This window comes from Chryseobacterium wanjuense, from assembly GCF_900111495.1.
Classification (GTDB): Bacteria; Bacteroidota; Bacteroidia; order Flavobacteriales; family Weeksellaceae; genus Chryseobacterium; species Chryseobacterium wanjuense.
Window position 1 is genome coordinate 155,654 of sequence record NZ_FOIU01000003.1, and the last position, 18,963, is coordinate 174,616.

The 18,963-nt window shown below is 35.7% G+C and carries 19 protein-coding genes and 3 tRNA genes; 2 read left to right on the forward strand and 20 right to left on the reverse strand.

Annotation, left to right across the window (positions count from 1 at the left end):
- The first annotated feature begins 25 nt into the window (after nucleotides 1-25).
- A complete protein-coding gene (locus BMX24_RS17210; protein ID WP_089794975.1) occupies nucleotides 26-3,025 on the forward strand; it encodes a sensor histidine kinase in 3,000 nt (999 codons plus the stop codon).
- Entirely contained in the window at nucleotides 3,018-3,632 is a 615-nt protein-coding gene (locus BMX24_RS17215; protein WP_089794977.1) for a response regulator transcription factor, read from the forward strand. Before BMX24_RS17210 ends, BMX24_RS17215 begins: the two co-directional genes overlap by 8 nt.
- A gap of 79 nt (nucleotides 3,633-3,711) precedes the next feature.
- Here BMX24_RS17215 and BMX24_RS17220 read toward each other — a convergent pair whose 3' ends face one another.
- From BMX24_RS17220 to BMX24_RS17315, 20 genes are all read right to left on the reverse strand, one after another.
- Nucleotides 3,712-3,951 (reverse strand): GIY-YIG nuclease family protein, encoded by a 240-nt coding sequence (locus tag BMX24_RS17220; RefSeq protein ID WP_089794979.1) that lies wholly within the window; start codon nucleotides 3,949-3,951, stop codon nucleotides 3,712-3,714.
- Nucleotides 3,952-4,054: 103 nt separating this feature from the next.
- Nucleotides 4,055-4,294: a GIY-YIG nuclease family protein gene (locus BMX24_RS17225; RefSeq protein WP_089794981.1), complete on the reverse strand. Its 240-nt coding sequence runs from the start codon at nucleotides 4,292-4,294 to the stop codon at nucleotides 4,055-4,057.
- A gap of 46 nt (nucleotides 4,295-4,340) precedes the next feature.
- Nucleotides 4,341-4,414 (reverse strand) — tRNA-Asp (locus BMX24_RS17230).
- A 32-nt stretch (nucleotides 4,415-4,446) separates the two neighbouring features.
- Nucleotides 4,447-4,520, reverse strand: a tRNA-Asp gene (locus BMX24_RS17235).
- A 31-nt stretch (nucleotides 4,521-4,551) separates the two neighbouring features.
- Nucleotides 4,552-4,625: transfer RNA gene (locus BMX24_RS17240), tRNA-Asp, on the reverse strand.
- 567 nt (nucleotides 4,626-5,192) lie between these two features.
- The gene (trxA, locus tag BMX24_RS17245; protein ID WP_089794983.1) at nucleotides 5,193-5,510 is read right to left on the reverse strand and encodes a thioredoxin; all 318 of its coding nucleotides are present in this window, start codon (nucleotides 5,508-5,510) and stop codon (nucleotides 5,193-5,195) included.
- 85 nt (nucleotides 5,511-5,595) lie between these two features.
- Nucleotides 5,596-6,771 (reverse strand): cysteine desulfurase family protein, encoded by a 1,176-nt coding sequence (locus BMX24_RS17250; protein ID WP_089794985.1) that lies wholly within the window; start codon nucleotides 6,769-6,771, stop codon nucleotides 5,596-5,598.
- Between the two features lies 1 nt (nucleotide 6,772).
- Nucleotides 6,773-7,231: a hypothetical protein gene (locus tag BMX24_RS17255; RefSeq protein WP_089794987.1), complete on the reverse strand. Its 459-nt coding sequence runs from the start codon at nucleotides 7,229-7,231 to the stop codon at nucleotides 6,773-6,775.
- A 22-nt stretch (nucleotides 7,232-7,253) separates the two neighbouring features.
- Nucleotides 7,254-7,841 carry an HAD family hydrolase gene (locus BMX24_RS17260; protein ID WP_089794989.1) on the reverse strand — a complete coding sequence of 196 codons (588 nt, stop codon included), beginning with the start codon at nucleotides 7,839-7,841 and terminating at the stop codon, nucleotides 7,254-7,256.
- Nucleotides 7,842-7,982: 141 nt separating this feature from the next.
- On the reverse strand, nucleotides 7,983-8,708 hold the full coding sequence (locus BMX24_RS17265; RefSeq protein WP_089794991.1) for an SDR family NAD(P)-dependent oxidoreductase: 726 nt from the start codon (nucleotides 8,706-8,708) through the stop codon (nucleotides 7,983-7,985).
- A gap of 5 nt (nucleotides 8,709-8,713) precedes the next feature.
- Nucleotides 8,714-10,030, reverse strand: coding sequence for an FAD-binding oxidoreductase (locus BMX24_RS17270; RefSeq protein WP_089794994.1), 1,317 nt, complete (start codon nucleotides 10,028-10,030; stop codon nucleotides 8,714-8,716).
- Nucleotides 10,027-10,914, reverse strand: a complete 888-nt coding sequence (locus BMX24_RS17275) for a decaprenyl-phosphate phosphoribosyltransferase (RefSeq protein ID WP_089794996.1) — start codon at nucleotides 10,912-10,914, stop codon at nucleotides 10,027-10,029. Before BMX24_RS17275 ends, BMX24_RS17270 begins: the two co-directional genes overlap by 4 nt.
- Before the next feature lie 107 nt (nucleotides 10,915-11,021).
- Nucleotides 11,022-11,711, reverse strand: coding sequence for a YiaD family glycine zipper/OmpA-like lipoprotein (locus tag BMX24_RS17280; RefSeq protein ID WP_089794998.1), 690 nt, complete (start codon nucleotides 11,709-11,711; stop codon nucleotides 11,022-11,024).
- 21 nt (nucleotides 11,712-11,732) lie between these two features.
- Nucleotides 11,733-12,227 (reverse strand): hypothetical protein, encoded by a 495-nt coding sequence (locus tag BMX24_RS17285; RefSeq protein WP_089795000.1) that lies wholly within the window; start codon nucleotides 12,225-12,227, stop codon nucleotides 11,733-11,735.
- A 125-nt stretch (nucleotides 12,228-12,352) separates the two neighbouring features.
- On the reverse strand, nucleotides 12,353-14,029 hold the full coding sequence (locus BMX24_RS17290; protein WP_089795002.1) for a S8 family serine peptidase: 1,677 nt from the start codon (nucleotides 14,027-14,029) through the stop codon (nucleotides 12,353-12,355).
- A gap of 1 nt (nucleotide 14,030) precedes the next feature.
- A complete protein-coding gene (locus BMX24_RS17295; protein ID WP_170835742.1) occupies nucleotides 14,031-14,654 on the reverse strand; it encodes a WbqC family protein in 624 nt (207 codons plus the stop codon).
- A 118-nt stretch (nucleotides 14,655-14,772) separates the two neighbouring features.
- A complete protein-coding gene (gene lepB / locus BMX24_RS17300) occupies nucleotides 14,773-16,434 on the reverse strand; it encodes a signal peptidase I (RefSeq protein ID WP_089795004.1) in 1,662 nt (553 codons plus the stop codon).
- Between the two features lie 108 nt (nucleotides 16,435-16,542).
- A complete protein-coding gene (gene dapB, locus BMX24_RS17305; RefSeq protein ID WP_089795006.1) occupies nucleotides 16,543-17,244 on the reverse strand; it encodes a 4-hydroxy-tetrahydrodipicolinate reductase in 702 nt (233 codons plus the stop codon).
- Nucleotides 17,245-17,427: 183 nt separating this feature from the next.
- Entirely contained in the window at nucleotides 17,428-18,069 is a 642-nt protein-coding gene (locus tag BMX24_RS17310; RefSeq protein ID WP_089795008.1) for a DUF5683 domain-containing protein, read from the reverse strand.
- Nucleotides 18,070-18,960 carry a ParB/RepB/Spo0J family partition protein gene (locus BMX24_RS17315; RefSeq protein ID WP_089795010.1) on the reverse strand — a complete coding sequence of 297 codons (891 nt, stop codon included), beginning with the start codon at nucleotides 18,958-18,960 and terminating at the stop codon, nucleotides 18,070-18,072. It abuts the gene before it with no gap.
- Nucleotides 18,961-18,963 lie beyond the last annotated feature (3 nt).

Genomic DNA, 18,963 nt, shown 5'->3' on the forward strand with positions numbered 1-18,963 from the left:
TGATGATTGATTTAAAATATATTGCATGAGCAGGTTTCTGATTACTATTTTTCTATTTGTAATCTTTCAGGCAGAAGGGCAGATTGCATCCTCATGGTATGATATGGATAGCGGCCTTCCCCAAAATAGCATTAAGGACATTATTAAAGACAAATACGGCTTTATCTGGCTTTCCACAGATGACGGTATTGTAAGGTATGACGGTTTATCCTTTACCCCATACAATAATTTAGCGGTAACCAATCTGCATTTTGAAGATTTTCACGGGAATATCTCTCACGATAGTATCATGATAGGCAATAACAATGAAGAGAACAAAATCCTGATCACCAAAAGAAATGTTTATAAAATCCCTCAAAAAAATCTGAACAAGGTTGAGAGTATTCTTCTAAAAGAAAAAAATGGGTTTAAAAAAAGGCTGGTAAAAAACATAGGTTTAGAATATTATCCCGGTTTGCAATATTTTATCAAAACTAAATCCGGAGATTATTTTTTCAGGAAAAACGAAATTTTATATCTCGAAAAAAAAAAGGTAAAGCAAAAGATTTCTATTCCTTTTTCTAATCCCGATTTATCTCATGTCTTCGTTTATAATGAAGTTCTTTATGTTACAGATCCCATAAAAAGGCACACATACCGCATCGATAAAGGGAAATTATCCATTCTAAAAGAACCTACCATTCTTAATGACCCCTCTACCAGAATATTCTGGCAGCAGATTTCCGATCAGACCTTTATCCTTAATAATGATGAAATTTCTCTGCTCCAACATGATAAAAATGGACTTCAACTAAAATTTCTGGTGAAGTATAAAGATTTCGGAAGACAGCGTTTTAATTGCATCTTTTATGATCAGCATTTTAACAAATTGTATTTAGGAAGCCTTACCAAAGGATTAAATATCATTTATTTAGGAAATTTTTTCACCGCTCAGAAAAAGATTCCATTTGTGGAAGAAGTGGCGCGTGCTTCATTACCGTTTACCAGGAATACGATTATTGATGTTTCAGGGTACGAATTAAATAAATATGGACTTGTAAAAAATCATTATTTTGATTCTGATAATAAATACTTTATGCAGTATGATGATTCAAAAAACATTTTGTTTACAAAAGATTCTGTCTTAGTGAGAATGCGAAAATCTTCTCAGTATAAAGTAAGAGATACCGTTTCTTTTATAAAAACATTTTGCGGAATTTATGAAAAAGATTCATTAAGAGCTGTTAGTATAACGTATGACTTAAAATACTCCTACTTATATATTTATAAAAACAAACATATAAAAAAAGCAGATTGTATTTTTAAATTCAAAGGATCGGTGAGTTCATTTTTAAAATACGGAAATGACTTATTGGTTGGGCATAATAATGGGCTGTATAGAATCTCGCTCAGCCACAATACAATTTCTCAGCTTGCCAGCGGAATCAGCGTAAAAAGTATTATCCAGACTCCGGATAAAATGGTTTGGGTAACAACCAATAAACATGGATTTTTTTTGTTGAAGGATAAGAAATTATTTAAAATTCCTTTGGATCAAAATGCCTATTTAAGTTCTGCCCATTATATTCTTGCGGATCCGTATGGTTATTACTGGATATCTTCCAACAACGGGTTATTTAAAGCCTCAAAAAACCTATTGCTACAGTCTGTCAAAAGCAAAAGTCCTGTATTTTATTACCGATTTTCTAAAAGTGAAGGATTATTGACCAATGAGTTTAATGGAGCAACACTACCCAATGCTTATTCTTTAGACAATGGAGAATTTGTATTTCCTTCAATGGACGGATTTGTTTTTTTTAATCCGAAATCGATTGCAACTTATTATCCCGACAAGAAAAATATATTTATTGAAAGAGCGAGAATTAACAATTCAAAAATCATTAATTTCAAAAATCATCTTGTCCTGGAAAACAACTATAAGCAAGCTGATATATTCATTGATATCCCGTATTATTCTAATTCATATAATTTAAGAATTGAGGCAAAAATAGAAGGTGAAGATAAAGACTGGCAGCAAATTCCCATCAAAGATGAACGGAAATACACGATAAAAAGTCTTGAAACGGGCACCTATACCTTGCTGCTTAGAATCTTGGTTTCACCAGACGGATCTTATGAATACAAAACCATATCTTTTGAAATAAAGCCTCTTTTTTATCAGACGACTGCTTTTAAAATAAGTCTGGGTCTTTTGTTATTATTGATTATCATCTACATAGGTCAAAAGCGTACAAAATTTTTACGTAAAAAAAATACGACCTTAAAAACGAAGGTGAATCACATGGCTAATGAATTAAAAGAAACTTCAAAACACCTGGAAACCGTAAAAAATGACATGCAGAAAGAATCTGAGTACAGGACACGGCTTGTAGAAGCCATCAGCCATGATATTGCTACGCCTGTAAAATACATCGCCCTGTTGTCTCAGAAACTGAATGAAGAAAAAGATACTGATATTCAGAAAGAATATTTTGATACCATTCATCAGTCGTCTGCACAGCTGTATTCTTTCACCCTTCAACTGAAGGAATACACTGATCTTTACAGGACGGAAAATATCTTTCAGACGGAAAAATATCCAATCAATGAGATATTAATCACGAAAAAAAGACTGTTTGACGATATCGCAAAATCTAAAAAAAATAGTATTATTATTGACGATAAAAACGAAGCTTATTCTTTCATTAATAAAAATATAATTGCGTGCATTATTCATAATCTTCTTGACAATGCAGTAAAATATACAGATGGAGGTACTATACATCTCAGCGCAGAAGAAGGTAGTGATTTTACCTCTATAAACATATCCGACACAGGCTACGGAATGTCGGATGAACAAATGATTTACTATAAACAAGTCTTTGAACATGCGAATGAAGATGATATAGTACAATTTAAAAATTACGGGCTTGGTCTTCACATGGTCATTCATTTAATTAAAAAAATTAATTCCGTAATAACATTTAATAAAAATATTCCACACGGAACGATTATAAAAATCATCCTAAAAAATACATATGAATAACCGAATTTTAATTGCTGATGATCATCTTGTAGTGTCGATTGGCATTGTTTCAATTTTAAGGTCTGCTTATCCAAACATGGTGATAGACATTGCTAAAAGTTACCCGGAAGCAAAAAATTGCTTACTGGCTCACAAATATGATGTCATCATGCTGGACATCCACATGCCCGGAACCCAGTATACACAAATGATCCCGGAAATTAAAGAGCTGCAGAATGACATAAAGATCCTGATTTTCTCATCTTTTGACCAGAATATTGCCTTACAATACATTCGCAAAGGTGCCGAAGGATATCTGAATAAGCAATGCAGCGAAGACGACGTTAAAAATGCCATAAATACCATTCTTGAAACGGGATTCTACTATCCCCCGGAGCTTATTCCTATTATAATGAAAGGCACTAAAGAAACCACCGAAGTAAAGAATCTCACCACCAGAGAATTTGAGGTTTTTGAATTGCTGGCTAAAGGAAACGGCAACCTTGAAATTTCTTCCTATCTTAATGTACAAGTATCGACTGTAAGTACTTTTAAGAAAAGAATTTTTGAGAAATTAAAGATTACTAATATTGCGGAACTTATAGAAATATATAAGTGTTTGCATTGAAAACATTTTGATATTTTCACATTTATAGATAGAAGATCCGTGTTAGCTATGCGGATTTTTAGTTTTTTTAAACAAAATTCTACTCATGTATAAGTTTCTCAATAGAAACCCTATTCAGCTTTTTCAACCTCTTTTCCTCTATTAAAGCTAAAGTTTTAGATTCAAAACTTTGGACATACACAATCTTCCAATCCTCCGTCCCTGAAGTATATTTTCCTTTCGAATTAATATGATAAGTTAAACGCTTTTCCACATCCTCGGAAAAACCTTTATAATAAACATCTCTACTCAGAGAATATAGAATATAAACGTAATACATTTTAAAAATAAAAAAATCCTACAACTATTTGTAGGATTCTATTTTGCGATCCGGACGGAACTCGAACCCGTCTCGTCTTAGGACGAGATGACAGGGCGGCATTCTACTGTTTTATGAGTTTCTCAATAGAAACCCTATTCAGCTTTTTCAACCTCTTTTCCTCTATTAAAGCTAAAGTTTTAGATTCAAAACTTTGGACATACACAATCTTCCAATCCTCCGTCCCTGAAGTATATTTTCCTTTTGAATTAATATGATAAGTTAAGCGCTTTTCCACATCCTCGGAAAAACCTTTATAATAAATATCTCTGCTCAGAGAATATAGAATATAAACGTAATACATTTTAAAAATAAAAAAATCCTACAACTATTTGTAGGATTCTATTTTGCGATCCGGACGGGACTCGAACCCGCGACCTCCGCCGTGACAGGGCGGCATTCTAACCAGCTGAACTACCGGATCAATTTTTTTTAAAGAAATTGAGAAAACTTCTGCGATCCGGACGGGACTCGAACCCGCGACCTCCGCCGTGACAGGGCGGCATTCTAACCAGCTGAACTACCGGATCAATTTTTTAAAGAAACTGATGAAAACTTCTGCGATCCGGACGGGACTCGAACCCGCGACCTCCGCCGTGACAGGGCGGCATTCTAACCAACTGAACTACCGGATCAATTTTTTAAAAGAAACTGATGAAAACTCTGCAATCCGACTGGAGACTCAACCCGTCTCGTTTACAACGAGATGACAGGGCGGCATTCTAACCAACTGAACTACCGGATCAATTTTTTTAAAAGAAACTGATGAAAACTCTGCAATCCGACTGGAGACTCAACCCGTCTCGTTTATAACGAGATGACAGGGCGGCATTCTAACCAACTGAACTACCGGATCAATTTTTTAAAGAAACTGATGAAAACTCTGCAATCCGATTGGAGACTCAACCCGTCTCGTCTTAGGACGAGATGACAGGGCGGCATTCTAACCAACTGAACTACCGGATCAATTTTTTAAAGAAACTGATGAAAACTCTGCAATCCGACTGGAGACTCAACCCGTCTCGTTTACAACGAGATGACAGGGCGGCATTCTAACCAATTGAACTTACAAATCAAATTTCTTAAAGAACTTCGTTTCTTTTTTGTGATTGCAAAACTACAACTTTTTTCCTTACCTGCAAATTATTTTTCAAAAAAAAGCCTTCCAAAAGCGGAAGGCATTCATTATCAAAGTTATTTTTTTACAAGTGTGCGCTTAGTTTTTCAGCGATCACCTCTTTCGGAGCTACACCAACTAATTTGTCAACCACTTCACCGTTCTTAAAAATTAGAACTGTAGGGATATTTCTGATACCATATTGCATAGAAATCTCCTGGTTGTTGTCTACATCTACTTTTCCTACTACTGCTTTTCCTTCAAAATCATGTGCAACCTCTTCAATGATTGGTCCCAACGTTCTACAAGGTCCACACCATACTGCCCAAAAGTCTACTAATACCGGCTTATCTGATTTTAAAACCGTGTCCTGAAATGAGCTATCTGTAATTTCTAAAGCCATTTTGTTTCTTTTATTTAAATTAATATTATATTCTTATTCTAATCCTTAATTAGATACCCAAAATTACGCCATTTGAGTAATATTGTTATCTATGCTCAACATTTGTATTTTCTATAACAAAGTCTTTTGAAATTTCTTTCAAAGCATTAACTAAAGCATCGATGTCTTCTTTAGTTGTCATGTGGCTAAATGAAATACGTAAAGGGGTACAATGATCCATCTCATCCTCAGATAAAACCATCATCATAACCATTGAAGGCTTTGAAGCTCCCGAAGAACATGCACTTCCCTGAGAAATTGCAATGCCTTTCATATCCAGCTGAAGCCCGATCAAAGGATTTTTATAAGGTAACAAAGCGCTTAAAACCGTGTAAAGACTATTTTCTTTCTCTGCACTTCTTCCATTGAATTTAATGCCTGGAATCTCTGCGGAAAGCCTTTCAATCGCATAGGTTTTGATATCCTGCATATGGTTTGTGTAGGCTTCCATATTTTTTAAAGATAATTCCAAAGCTTTTCCTAATCCTACAATTCCTGCAACATTTTCAGTTCCGGCTCTCAAACTTCTCTCCTGTGGTCCTCCTGTAATAATTCCTTTTAATCCGCTTGATTTTCTGATGAAAGCAAAACCAACACCTTTCGGCCCGTGGAATTTATGAGCACTGCAAGACGCAAAATCAACATGGATATCCGAGAAATCCAAATCCATATGAGCCATTGTCTGTACCGTATCAGAATGGAAAAGCGCATTATTTGCCTTGCACAATTCTGCTATTTTTTTAATATCATAAATATTTCCGATCTCATTATTGACATGCATTAAGCTTACCAATGTTTTCTTATCGGAAGCTTTTAATAATTCTTCCAGTTTATTAAGGTCGATATCTCCTTTTTCATTTGGACGGATGTAGCTTACTTCTACTCCTTTTCTGTTTTTCATGTCCAAAATACTCTCGGAAACACATTTGTGCTCCAAAGGAGAACTGATGATTCTTTCAACTCCAAGATGCTCTACACAAGATTTGATGATCATGTTGTTTGATTCTGTACCGCAAGACGTGAAGATAATCTCAGCGGGTGTCACGTGAAGATAATCTGCAATCTGCCTTCTTACATTTTCGATAAGAATTTTTGCTTCCTGCCCGAAGCTGTGCGTTGAAGAAGGATTTCCGAAATTCATCTTCATGGTTCCAACCATTGCATCAATTACTTCTTCTGAAAGAGGTGTTGTTGCAGCGTTATCTAAATATACTTTATTCATTTTAGTTTGAATATTTTAATTGTACGGAGGTGAACTGATACTCTGAAGGGACAGTAAAGATAAACCACGGATTTGACATCACGGAAATCTCCATTCCACCCGATTGATACTGGGGGACTTCAACATACAATACGTTATCTTTTACTGAAATATTTTTGATTTTAGTAATTTTATGATCCCCGGAAGTGAAGCTTCCCAAGTTGTATAAAATCACTTTTTTGTCTTTTGGAAATTGAGGGTAAACAGGTGCTTTATCAAGATCAATTACAGCTGTATTTCCTTTGATAGCTTTCTGAAGTTCCTGTTCATTTTTAATAATAACAAAATTAGCCTCATTGCCTCCACCATATGATTCCGAAACAAGAATTTCAGCATTTTTATTGGTGGCGGATGATTTCTGGGACGGTGTACTTGTACAACTCATAATGAATCCAAGACACAAAATAAGCATTTTCTTCATTCTTATATTTTATCACCCAAAATTAGTGAAAAAATTGGTAATGACCTTCATTTGCCCATTTCAGCATTGGCTTATCTCCGGAAGTATCACCGAATGCAATGATTTTGTCGTATTTCTGGCCGTCTATTTCAGTTTTTATTCTGGCTAATTTTTCCTTGCCGTTGCAGTTTTTACCGATGAAATTTCCTGTGAAAACACCGTTCCTGAACTCTGCTTTTGTCGAAACCAGCTGCATCTGAAAAGCATCAGCAAAAGGTTTAGCCCAGATATCCAGAGAAGCCGTTACCAATAGGCTTTGTGTATTTGAACGATCAATATTTTGAATAAAGTCTAAGGCATTTTCTCTGACAATTTTGGGATAATGCTCTTCAAAGAACTGTCGGGATTTTTTTTCAATTTTTTCCTGAGTCTGCCCTTTAAGAATAGCACCGATAAAGCTTTTCTTTACTTTTTCAGTTTCAGCCAATTTCAATTTTAAAAGGATAAAAAGCGGAACATGTTTCAAAAACTGCAATCTGAATTTTGTGGGATCGTAAAATTTAAGATACATAAACATCGTATCCTTGTAAGTCAGAGTTCCGTCAAAATCAAAACAATACAGTTTTTTCATTGGTGTTTTTTGTCTTATTTAAAATTTATTATAATGTATTTTAACGCTAAGATTGTCAGGATATTTTAAGTCCTTCTCATTTTTCATTTAAAAACTTAGCAACCTCCGCATTTAACTTTCTATTAAATTAAAGAAATTATTTTAAAGTTTTAATTTTTTAAAAATAAATTCAGGAATATTTCTGATAATCAACATAATAATTCCCCAAATCGGTAAAACATACGCTACATTTTTCTGCTTTTTGTAAGCTTTAAATATGCAATCTGCTGCCTGTTTCGGAGTTGCCGTCAGTTTCGGATTCAAAGGAAGTCCTTCTGTCATTTTGGTAGCCATAAATCCCGGTTTTACGGTCATTACATGAACTTTTTTATCAAACAGATAATTTCTGAGTCCGCTTAAATAGGCCGTAAAAGCTGCTTTTGCACTTCCATAAATAAAATTACTCTGTCTTCCGCGATCGCCTGCTACAGAGGACAAACCAATAATCGTCCCTGATCTTCTGCTTTCGAATTTCTGGGCAAAATAATTCATCACAGGAACTAATTTTGAGTAATTAATATCAATAATTTTCTCCGTATTCTTATTGTCGTACAAGCCTTCTTCGGTTCCTTCGCCCAAATAACCCGTTGCACAAAATAATAGATTTGAATTGATATTTTCAAATTGTGTAAAATCTATTTCTTTCGTTAAATCAAGCTCGATAACTTCCGCCTGCTGAAAAAATTTCACATCAATATGCCTTGCAAATCTTTCGGTAGTTTCTTTGCTGGAGGTAAAAAGATAGATTTTCTCAAATTTCTCACCTTCCTGCAAAGCCTTTTCCACAAAGGCCTGAGCAACTTCCGATGTACTTCCTAAAACGATCATTTGGTTTAATTATTATTTATGATTCTTTTGTGCTGCAAAGACACAAATTTTGAACTCTGCGTATTTTTAAGATAATTGGTAAGAGACGATCTGCTCATGCTGTCTTTCGTAAGATAAATTCTTCCGCCAAACTCCTGAACGATCTGATCCAGCTGATCTACAAGCTTTTTCAGTTTTGAATTTACTTTAAAATCAAGCGCTAAAGTATACCCTTCCACCGGAAAAGAATTGTACGCTTCAGGATTATTTTTCCCGAAAAGCTTCAATACAGCCAGGAATGAACCATTTCCGCTATTTGCGATGGTTTCAAGAATTCTTTTCATTCCTTCTTTACCCGTTTCCTTCGGGATTACCATCTGATACTGGATAAATCCTGATTTTCCGTAGATCCTGTTCCATTCATGAATTGCATCCAACGGATAGAAAAATGTTTCGTAATCGATGAAGTTTTTAATTTCTTTTGACCTTTGTTTATTAAAGTACAGCAGATTAAAAATTTTCACCGTTAAAGCATTTAAAACAAATCCGGGAAAGTAGAAAGGAACTGTAGGTTCAAATTTTTTCTTTAACCTTAAAGGTTTATCTTTTAAATTGGAAGGAAGCTCATGCTGAAAAGCGTGTTCACCTCTCATGAGAATACTTCTTCCTATGTTTTTTCCTTTTTGAAGACAGTCGATCCAAGCCACGGTGTAGGTCCAGCTTTCACTTTCCTCAAAAAGTCTGAAAATTTCATCAAGATTTTCCGCTTTGATGCTTTCCTGACGAATGTATGCCGATTCTATATTTTTAAGCTTAAATTTAGCTGTCAAAATAATTCCTGTCAACCCCATTCCGCCAATGGTAGCCCAGAATTTGTCTGCGTTTTCTTCTCTTGAACAGGTGATGATCTCCCCGTTTTCGATCATTAATTTAAATTCAATCACATATTCTGAGAAACAGCCTTCTGCGTGGTGATTTTTACCATGAACATCAGATGCAATCGCACCTCCGACGGAAACAAATTTCGTTCCTGGTGTTACATATAAAAAATATCCCTGCGGAACAGCAATTTCCAGCACATCTGAAAGTAAAACTCCCGATTCGCATTCAATAATCCCGTTCAGACGATCAAAACTGATGAATTTATTTAATTTTTTAGTTGAAAATATATGCTCGCCCAAAGAAGCATCACCATAGCATCTTCCATTGCCCCTTGCGATCACTTCATTATTACTAAGAATAAATTCTTTTATTTTTTTGAAGCTGTCATCAGACTTCATTTCTTTTTCCACTATGGGAAAATTACCCCAGTTTGTAACTTTTTGTATAAAATCCGGCTTCATTTTTTAAAGTAAATTTGAATTAAAAATGCAGCAACCCATAACAATAAGGTAACCTGTATGTATCTGTCTCTGTAAACGATCTTGGTAGGAGATTCTGTTCTGTTGTACACCAACGTCTGCTGCAGATACCTTAAAAAAGCAAATACAACAAAAATCACGGTATAAAACACCCTTTCGTGGAATCTTGCCTGCACTTCCGGTGACAAGGTAAACATTAAGTAACAAATAATCGCCAATGTTACGGAAATGGAAAGTGCAATGTCTGCAAACTGTACGTTGTAGCCGTCTAAAGCACGTCTTGTTTTCCCTGAAACCTGAGCATTGATCAATTCTCCTCTTCTTTTTCCGATCGCTAAAACTAGTGCTAAAACGAAGGTCAATAAGATTGCCCATTGAGAAATACTGATTCCCGTAATGTAACCACCTGCCAAAACTCTTAAAACAAATCCTACTGCAATGATGGAAATATCAATGATAGGAACGTGTTTTAGTTTAAATGTATACGCCAGATTCATCACAAAATAGAATCCTATAATGGTCGCAAACTTCCACAGGCTCTGGTGAAAATACGCTTCCGCAAATAAAACCAGCGCGATATCTGTTGCAATAAGACCGATAAAAATCCCAATCGCCTGAGATTTTGAAATAGCGCCACTCGCTAAAGGCCGTCTTCTTTTTTCGGGATGCTGTCTATCTGCCTCGATGTCGTTGTAATCGTTTAGAATATAAACTATACTCGCAGCCAATGAGAAGATAATAAAAGCAAAAATACTTTTGGTAAGCAAATCCAGGTTTTTGATATTACCTGAAAAAAATAGAGGAACAAATACAAAGAGGTTTTTCACCCATTGCTCTACACGGAGCAGCTTAAAATATTTTTTCATTTATGTCGTTTCGAATGCAAAAATAATAATTTCAAAATATCCACGATAAAAATACAAAAATAACCGCCAAAAGCGGTTATTTACGAAAATATTTATATGTTAATTAATTATTGCCCTTGCTGAGCATCGTTAATCATTTTTTCATTTGCAGTGATGGCAAATTCTACTCTTCTGTTTTTAGCTCTACCTTCTTCAGTATCGTTTGTAGCTACCGGCATGCTTTCTCCCTCACCCAGTGCAAATAGTCTGTTTGAAGAAATTCCCTTTCCGGCAAGATAAGCTTTTACAGAGTTGGCTCTTCTTTCAGAAAGCCCCATGTTGTATTCGTCTGTCCCTTTATTATCGGTATGTCCGTAGATATTGATGTTTGTATCAGGGTTGTTTGTTAGTACCTGAGCCAATTTATCCAAGTTTGTTTTTGCAGTACTTGTTAATGCAGAAGAATTAAAATCAAAGTTTACGATACTTTCGTTCAATGTAATTTTAATACCATCTCCTACTCTTTCCACTTGGGCACCAGGTAGAGTTTCTTTAATTTCTCTGGCCTGCTTATCCATTTTAGATCCGATCACGTTACCTGCAACCCCACCAATGATACCTCCTAATACTGCTCCTAACGCTGCATTTTTACCTTTTCCTACATTATTTCCCAAAATACCTCCCAATACTGCTCCTGATGCAACACCTACTGCGGTACCTCTTTGCTGATGGTTAGAATTTTGAACTGCTTCACAACTTGTAAGTAATAATGCAGATGATAAGAAAAGGGCTCCGATATATGTTTTTGTAAATTTCATTTTGTATGTATTTAAGTTAAATTATTTCATTCCTGCTCTTTCAAAGTTGTAAACAACTCTTACATTTTCTCCGTCGAAAGGAATGTTTTGTTCAAGCGAGAACTGGTCTGTAGTTTGGTTAGTCAGTGTTAAAGTATATCCTGCTGTATTTTGTTTGGCTTTTGTACCTGCCATTATTTTTTTGAAATTAAAGGTATTGCCGCTTACCACGTCAATTTTAATAGGTTGAGTATATCCTGCTCCACATGTTCCGCCTCCACTCAAAGTATAAGCTCCGGTCCAGTTATTTGGAATTAATCTCCAATGACTTCCCACAAAACACTGTGCATCTACTCCGTCATCGAAAGGTTTTACTTTGAATTGTTTGTCATAATCGATGCTTACGATCTGCCAATCACCTTTCATTTTCAGGAATTCTGATCTTTGATTTTGGGCTGTTTTTGCGTTATTAACGCTGGAACAAGACACTGCAAAAAGTGATGTTCCCAACATCCCTGCAAGTAGTAACTTTTTCATTTTGTTGTTTATTATTTTGTTATGATTAAAGTTACAAAAAACTATGCCAAATTGAAAAATATAAACAAAAAAAGTCCGAAAATTTCGGACTTTATATGTTTCAACCTTAAATACAGGAAGATATACTATTTTTTAACAGCCTTTTTTACGGATTTTTCAGCCTTTTTTACAGCACCTGATTTTCCGTTGTAAAAGTTGGCGTAAGCGTATTCCGCCGCTTTTTCCAAATCAATCACTCCGCCTGCTTGTGAGAAGTCACCAAACTGGTTGGTGGTACTTGCATTGCTTGATTTTACTAAAGATTCAATGATCTGAGCCGGAGTCAAATTAGGCATATACGCCAATAAAACCGCCGCAGCACCTGCTACAACCGGAGAAGCCATTGAAGTTCCCTGTAAATATTTATACTCATTATGAGGAACTGTAGAATAAATTTCTTCACCCGGAGCAAAAACATTTACCATTTTCTTATTGAAATTGGAGAAGCTTGCTCTTAATGCATCATTTTTATTTGTACTTGCTCCTACTACCAAAACATTGTTTACAAACGGTTTTTCATCGGTAACATTTTTGAAGTTGGTAGGATAAGCAATGTGTTCTGCAACATCTTCATTTTCGTTACCAGCCGCTTTTACCAAAAGAACTCCTTTATCCTGAGCATATTTGAAGGCATCCCAAACTACATTTTTACCAGGAGAAACAGGTTTACCAAAGCTCATATTCAATACTTTAGCCCCGTTGTCTACTGCATATCTGATCGCATTGGCAACGTCTTTATCTCTTTCGTCCCCATTTGGAACTGTTCTTACAGACATGATTTTTGCTACTCTAGAAGCTACACCATACTGAATTTCTTTACCTTGAGGAAGACCTGCGATGATTCCGGCAACGTGTGTACCATGCTCTGCATCAGGACCTTCGTAGTGATTGTTTCCATAATTTTTCTGAGAATAATCATCATAGTTGTCTCCTACGATTTCTTTTCTCGGATCATAATCCAGATTGTATTGCTTTTCCTGAGGTCCGAAATAATCCAAAGCTTCTTTCATCTGCTCTTTCATCGTTTTTTCGAATTCTGCAGCTGATTTACCTTTAAATTCCGGGCTTTGAGCAACCTGAGACAAAACCTGAACCGCCATTGCATCTTTTTGCTCTGTTGGCTTTATGGCTGCAACATTTTCAGGAGTAAGCGCTTTACCATTCAATAGTCTTACCATTGTAGGAATAGCATCATTAATCATTGTATATGTTTGAAAACCTTGTCTTGCTTCAACACTTTTCTTAGAGAAAATGTCTTTGGCTTTCATATACATGGCAAATTCTTCAGGCATTTTTGTCTGATTTGCCTTGTTTTTAGCAGAATCATCACCTTCGAAAACAGGCTTGTATTTAGCAACTACTCTTGTCACTTCCATGTTGTCGATATCGATGTCTCCGTTTTTTCCACCAATGAAATTCCATCCGTGGATATCATCGATATATCCGTTTCCATCATCATCTTTCCCGTTGTTTGGAACTTCATTTGGGTTTGACCAAACATTTTTAACCAATCCCGGGTGATCTACCTGAACTCCACTATCCAAAACTCCAACTACAACAGTTTTCGGCTTAAGACCTTTAGATTCTAAAAATTTATATGCGTTTTCCGTATTTACACCATATACTTTTGAAGTACCAAAATCTTTATGATACCAAGTCATAAGATCTTTATCTTCCTTCGGATCAACACCCGCTTTCGCTTCCTGAGCGTACGAGAAACCAAATCCCGCTAAAAAGACAGCAGCTAATAATACCTTTTTCATGTTAGTATGATTGTTTAATATTTTTAATATAAGTCAACGATTCCTGTCCTTTGTTACAAATTAAATCCAAAATCGATAAATCATTTAAAAATCCCAGCTTATCCGAGAATGTCTGATAATATTCCTCCATTTCAAATTCTGATGGAAGTTTTGCAGAAAATTTCTCCCTAAAATTGATTTCTTCAGGATTTTTGATATATTCTACATTCAAAGAGTGTGCCTTTTCCGTTTTAAGAATCTGCTGAATAATTTCAAGTCCTTTCAAATTAAAATCTAATAAATATTTTTCTTTTAAATCAAATATTTTTCTGAATTTATCCTCATAGAACTCGAAATACGGAGAGCTTTGATATGCTGTTTTTATAGACTTCCAATGTAGATTTCTCCAGTCTTCGCGGTGAGAAATTTCAATTTCTTTCAGTTCTCTTTTACCATTATGCTGGATCGGGATAATTAATGATAATTTTCCGTTTGCTCCATAGATGTTCGTTCGGTTTCTGTAGGTCTGTTTCGGGAAACTTTCAAACTGCTCGAAAACAATTTCATTCTCAGGGTTTAAAAACACTGAAAACCATGAAATTGGCGGTAAATAAAATACCGGTAATAATACATTATTCATATTCATTAATGCAAAATGAAGTATTTTTTCAAATACTTCATTCCTATTTATAATTTATTTTTTTGCTTTTGTCAACTGAATTTATTTTTAAACTTTGTCAAAGATGTAAACTTTAACAAAGTGGCTATATATCGTCTTCTGTCTTTTTCTTTCCGAATAACTTCATGAAATACTCCCATCCGAAGAACAAAATAAGAATCATGGCAGCGATCCACCAGTAAGAAGTCTTGTTAGCTTCACCTGTATTGGTTGCTTTAAACATTCTGTCCCAACGGATTCTCCAACCATCTGCTTGATAGGAAGATCCTGAATCTTTAAATGCTCCTTCAATACTCATCCAAGTAAACATCGGCTTTCCGACAATATTTTCTTCAGGAACAAAACCAAAAAATCTCGCGTCCAAAGAAGCATCTCTGTTGTCTCCGATCATCATATAATAGTCCTGTTTGATCGTGTATTGATTGGTTTCTTTTCCGTTGATGAAAATTTTCCCGTTTTTATTTTCTAAACTGTTATGCTCATATTCAGAAATAATCCACTGATATTCCGGTAAAGTTTCCTGATTGATGGTCACAACATCTCCTTTTTTAGGAATTTTAAGAGGGCCATACCAATCCTGGTTCCAAGGTTTGTTGATCGGGAAGATAGATTGAGTCGTGTCAATACTCTTCGTATAAGCTGTTTTATCAGCATTTAATTTATATGAAACCGTAGCAGAATCTTTAGGAAAAATATTTTCTTCCATATCGATTACATTCGGTAAAGCTTTAATCTCTTTTGCTGTTTTGTCTGTAAGCCCCTGGAACATATAGGTAAAACCACCTTTATCATTCTGCATTTCTCTTACAGGCAAGAATCCGTAAATATTGTATAAACCTGGAATATCAAGTTGAGCCCCTGTATTTACAGTATAAGCGTGCTGTATTTCCTGATCTCCCAAAATCGTTTCAGGTTTACCGTTTACAAAAAGTCTTCCGGCTCTCATTTCGAAAGTGTCACCAGCGACAGCCACACATCTTTTTACATAAGGATCTTTTCTGTCAATCGCTGTATGCACAGAATCCTGAGGATAATTGAAAACAACCACATCATGTTTCTGAGGTTTGTTGAATTGCAAAATTCTTTCATAAGGCAATTTTATACCATCAACATAAGATTTCGGGTCATCTTTCGGATTCCCTTTTTCACCGGAATCAAAAATAGTCCCCTGTAGGAAAGGTATTGCAAGAGGACGCATCGGAAGTCTGTATCCGTAGCTCCATTTGTTTACGAAAAGGAAATCACCCACCAACAACGTTCTTTCCATAGATCCTGTAGGAATCCCGAAAGGCTGTGTTACAAAAACGTGAATAATTGTTGCAAAAACTACCGCAAAAGTCACTGATCCCAAGAAAGAATCTTTCTTTTTTGCATTTTTTTCTTCATCAGTAAGGAATAATTCATTTTCATCTTCCAACTCAACATCTTTTCCATAATTCACTGTTGCCATGTAAATAAAAGGAAGAAGAACGGTAAGAAGCTGGTCTTTGAAAAGAGTTTTGCCGAATTTTTTCATTAAATACAAATGAAAAACAGACATCATAATCGGTCCCACGATCGGCAGATATGATAAAATTGCCCACCATTTAGGATGTTTTGTTTCTTTTAAAATAATGAAATAATTGTAGAAAGGGATAAAAGCAAAAAGCGGACTATACCCCAGTTTCTTGAACAGCTTCCACGTGGAAATTCCCATCAATACTGATAAAATGAGAACATAAACTGTATAAGTTAAAAAATAATTCATAAATTTTTTGTGCCTAATCTATAATATAATTGATGAATGATGACAAATTCACAATTGACGATTCACCATTCACTCTATTAGTTTGCAATGTAGGAATTTTGTTACAAATTAAAGTCCCAAAACGTCTTTCATTGCGAAATTTCCTTTTTTATCTTTGATCCATTCTGCAGCTACGACAGCACCCAGTGCAAAACCGTTTCTGTTGAATGCAGTGTGTTTGATTTCAATTTCATCCACTTCGCTTCTGTAAAAAACACTGTGCGTTCCCGGAACCTCATCTTCACGGATCGCAAAGATACCCAATTGATTATCCTGGGTTTCTTCTAATTTCCAAGCGTCAAATTTCGGATTGTGTTTAAAGATCCCTTCTGCAATGGAAATCGCCGTTCCACTCGGGGCATCTAGTTTATGGATGTGGTGAATTTCCTCTAATTGACAAGAATATTCATCGACATTTTTCATTAAATCGGCCAACTTTTCGTTTAAAGCAAAAAATAAATTAACGCCTAAACTAAAATTTGAACCATATAAGAACGCTGTCTCATTTTCAACAGCCAATTTTTCAATTTCAGGTTTCTTTTCCAGCCAGCCTGTTGTTCCGCAGATTACGGGAATTTTGTTTTCAAGACAGGCTTTGATGTTGTCAAAAGCTACTTCCGGCAAGGAAAATTCGATAACAACATCCGGATTATTAAGATTTTCAACAGTTGGGGTTTCTTTTAATCGGGCTACTACTTCATGACCTCTCTTCGTGGCAATTTCGTCGATGATTTTGCCCATTTTACCGTATCCAACTAATGCTATTCTCATGTACTTCTTTATTTAATTTTATAATTTAACGCAAAAAACTTCGCATTTTTATTTGACACATTAAGAACATTTAAGAAGTTAAGTTGTAAGAAAATCAAATTGATTTTTAAGGCTTAAAGCAACGCTAAACTTAATATTCTTAACTCCTTAACAAAAATCTTAATGGTTAAAAATAATATTATTTTAAAATCTATAACTTAAACTTAAACCCGTTTTTGGAGGGGTAAATCCATATTGATCCTGGATCACTGTAGGATTGAATGACAAATCCGGATCATGACGACTTTCATATAAATGCGCGTCTACAACTGCATCCACGATGTTTAAAATGTAAATTAATCCCGTGATGGCAATTGCGTAATCCCTTTGTCTTTTGGATCTGTCCTGTGCATTTCCCAATGCTACTTTATCCAGCCACGGATGGCTGTCTACAAATTCATTCGGGGTTCCGTTGAGCTTTGCGATATAGTATTCCCTATATTTTCTGTATTGTTTATCATTCCAGACCGCAATACCGACTCCGGTTCCTACCGCTCCCCAAACAATAGGGATTTTCCAGTATTTTTTGTTGTAAAACTGACCCAATCCCGGAAGAACAGCAGAATACAGTCCTGCTTTTGTAGGATTAAGTTTTAAGGTTTTCTTTGTCGGCCCGTTTGCTTTCTCAAGATCCGAAACAATTTTTGCTTCGGTCTTGGTGTTGTTTTTTTCCACCGATACGCTGTCTTTCGGGTGATGTTCTACCCGGATCGTATCATTAGGATTCACTTGCGAATAGGCAATCGCAAACAGACACAAGAAAAATGTGAAAAATATTTTCTTCATTTATTTAATATGAGATAAAATATATTCCAGCTCATCTTCATTCTTGAAGTCCAGAACAATTTTACCTTTTTTACCGTTTCCGGAGGTTTTGATCTCCACTTTTACATCTAATATATCGGCAATCGTTTTCTGAGCTCTCTTATAATTGTTGGAAAGTTCTGCTTTTGCTTTTTTTGCTGCCGGTGATTTTGGATTTTTCAATGCTGTAGCAGCTTGTTCTGCCTGACGGACATTCAGTTTTTCTTTAATGATTAAATCAAATAAAATCTGCTGATGTTCTTCATTTTCAAGGCTAATGATGGCTCTACCGTGTCCTGCAGAAATCTCGCCGCTTCTGATCGCATTCTGAATATCCGGATTCAGCCTCAACAATCTGATAGAGTTGGTGATCGTACTTCTGTCCTTTCCTACTCTCTGGCTGAGATTTTCCTGTGTAAGACCGATTTCTTCCATCAATCTCTGATACGTTAATGCAATCTCGATCGCATCAAGATCTTCCCTTTGGATGTTTTCCACAAGAGCCATCTCAAGAAGCTCCTGGTCATTTACCAAACGGATATACGCCGGAATAGACTCCAAACCTGCAATTTTACTCGCTCTGTAACGTCTTTCCCCGGATATGATTTCGAACTTTTCGCCATCTTTTCTTAAAGTAATCGGTTGGATTACGCCTAAGTTTTTGATGGATTGTGCAAGCTCGTTTAATGCTTTTTCGTCAAAATAAGTTCTTGGCTGGGTTGGATTGGGATAAATATCTTCTATCGCAATTTCCACGATATTCCCTACAAACTTGTCTGCTCCTTCATCAGTAGCAGAATTGATCGTTGCTTTGGATTCCGCACTTAGAATAGCGCCCAAACCACGTCCCATCGCTCTTTTTTTGTCCTTCATATT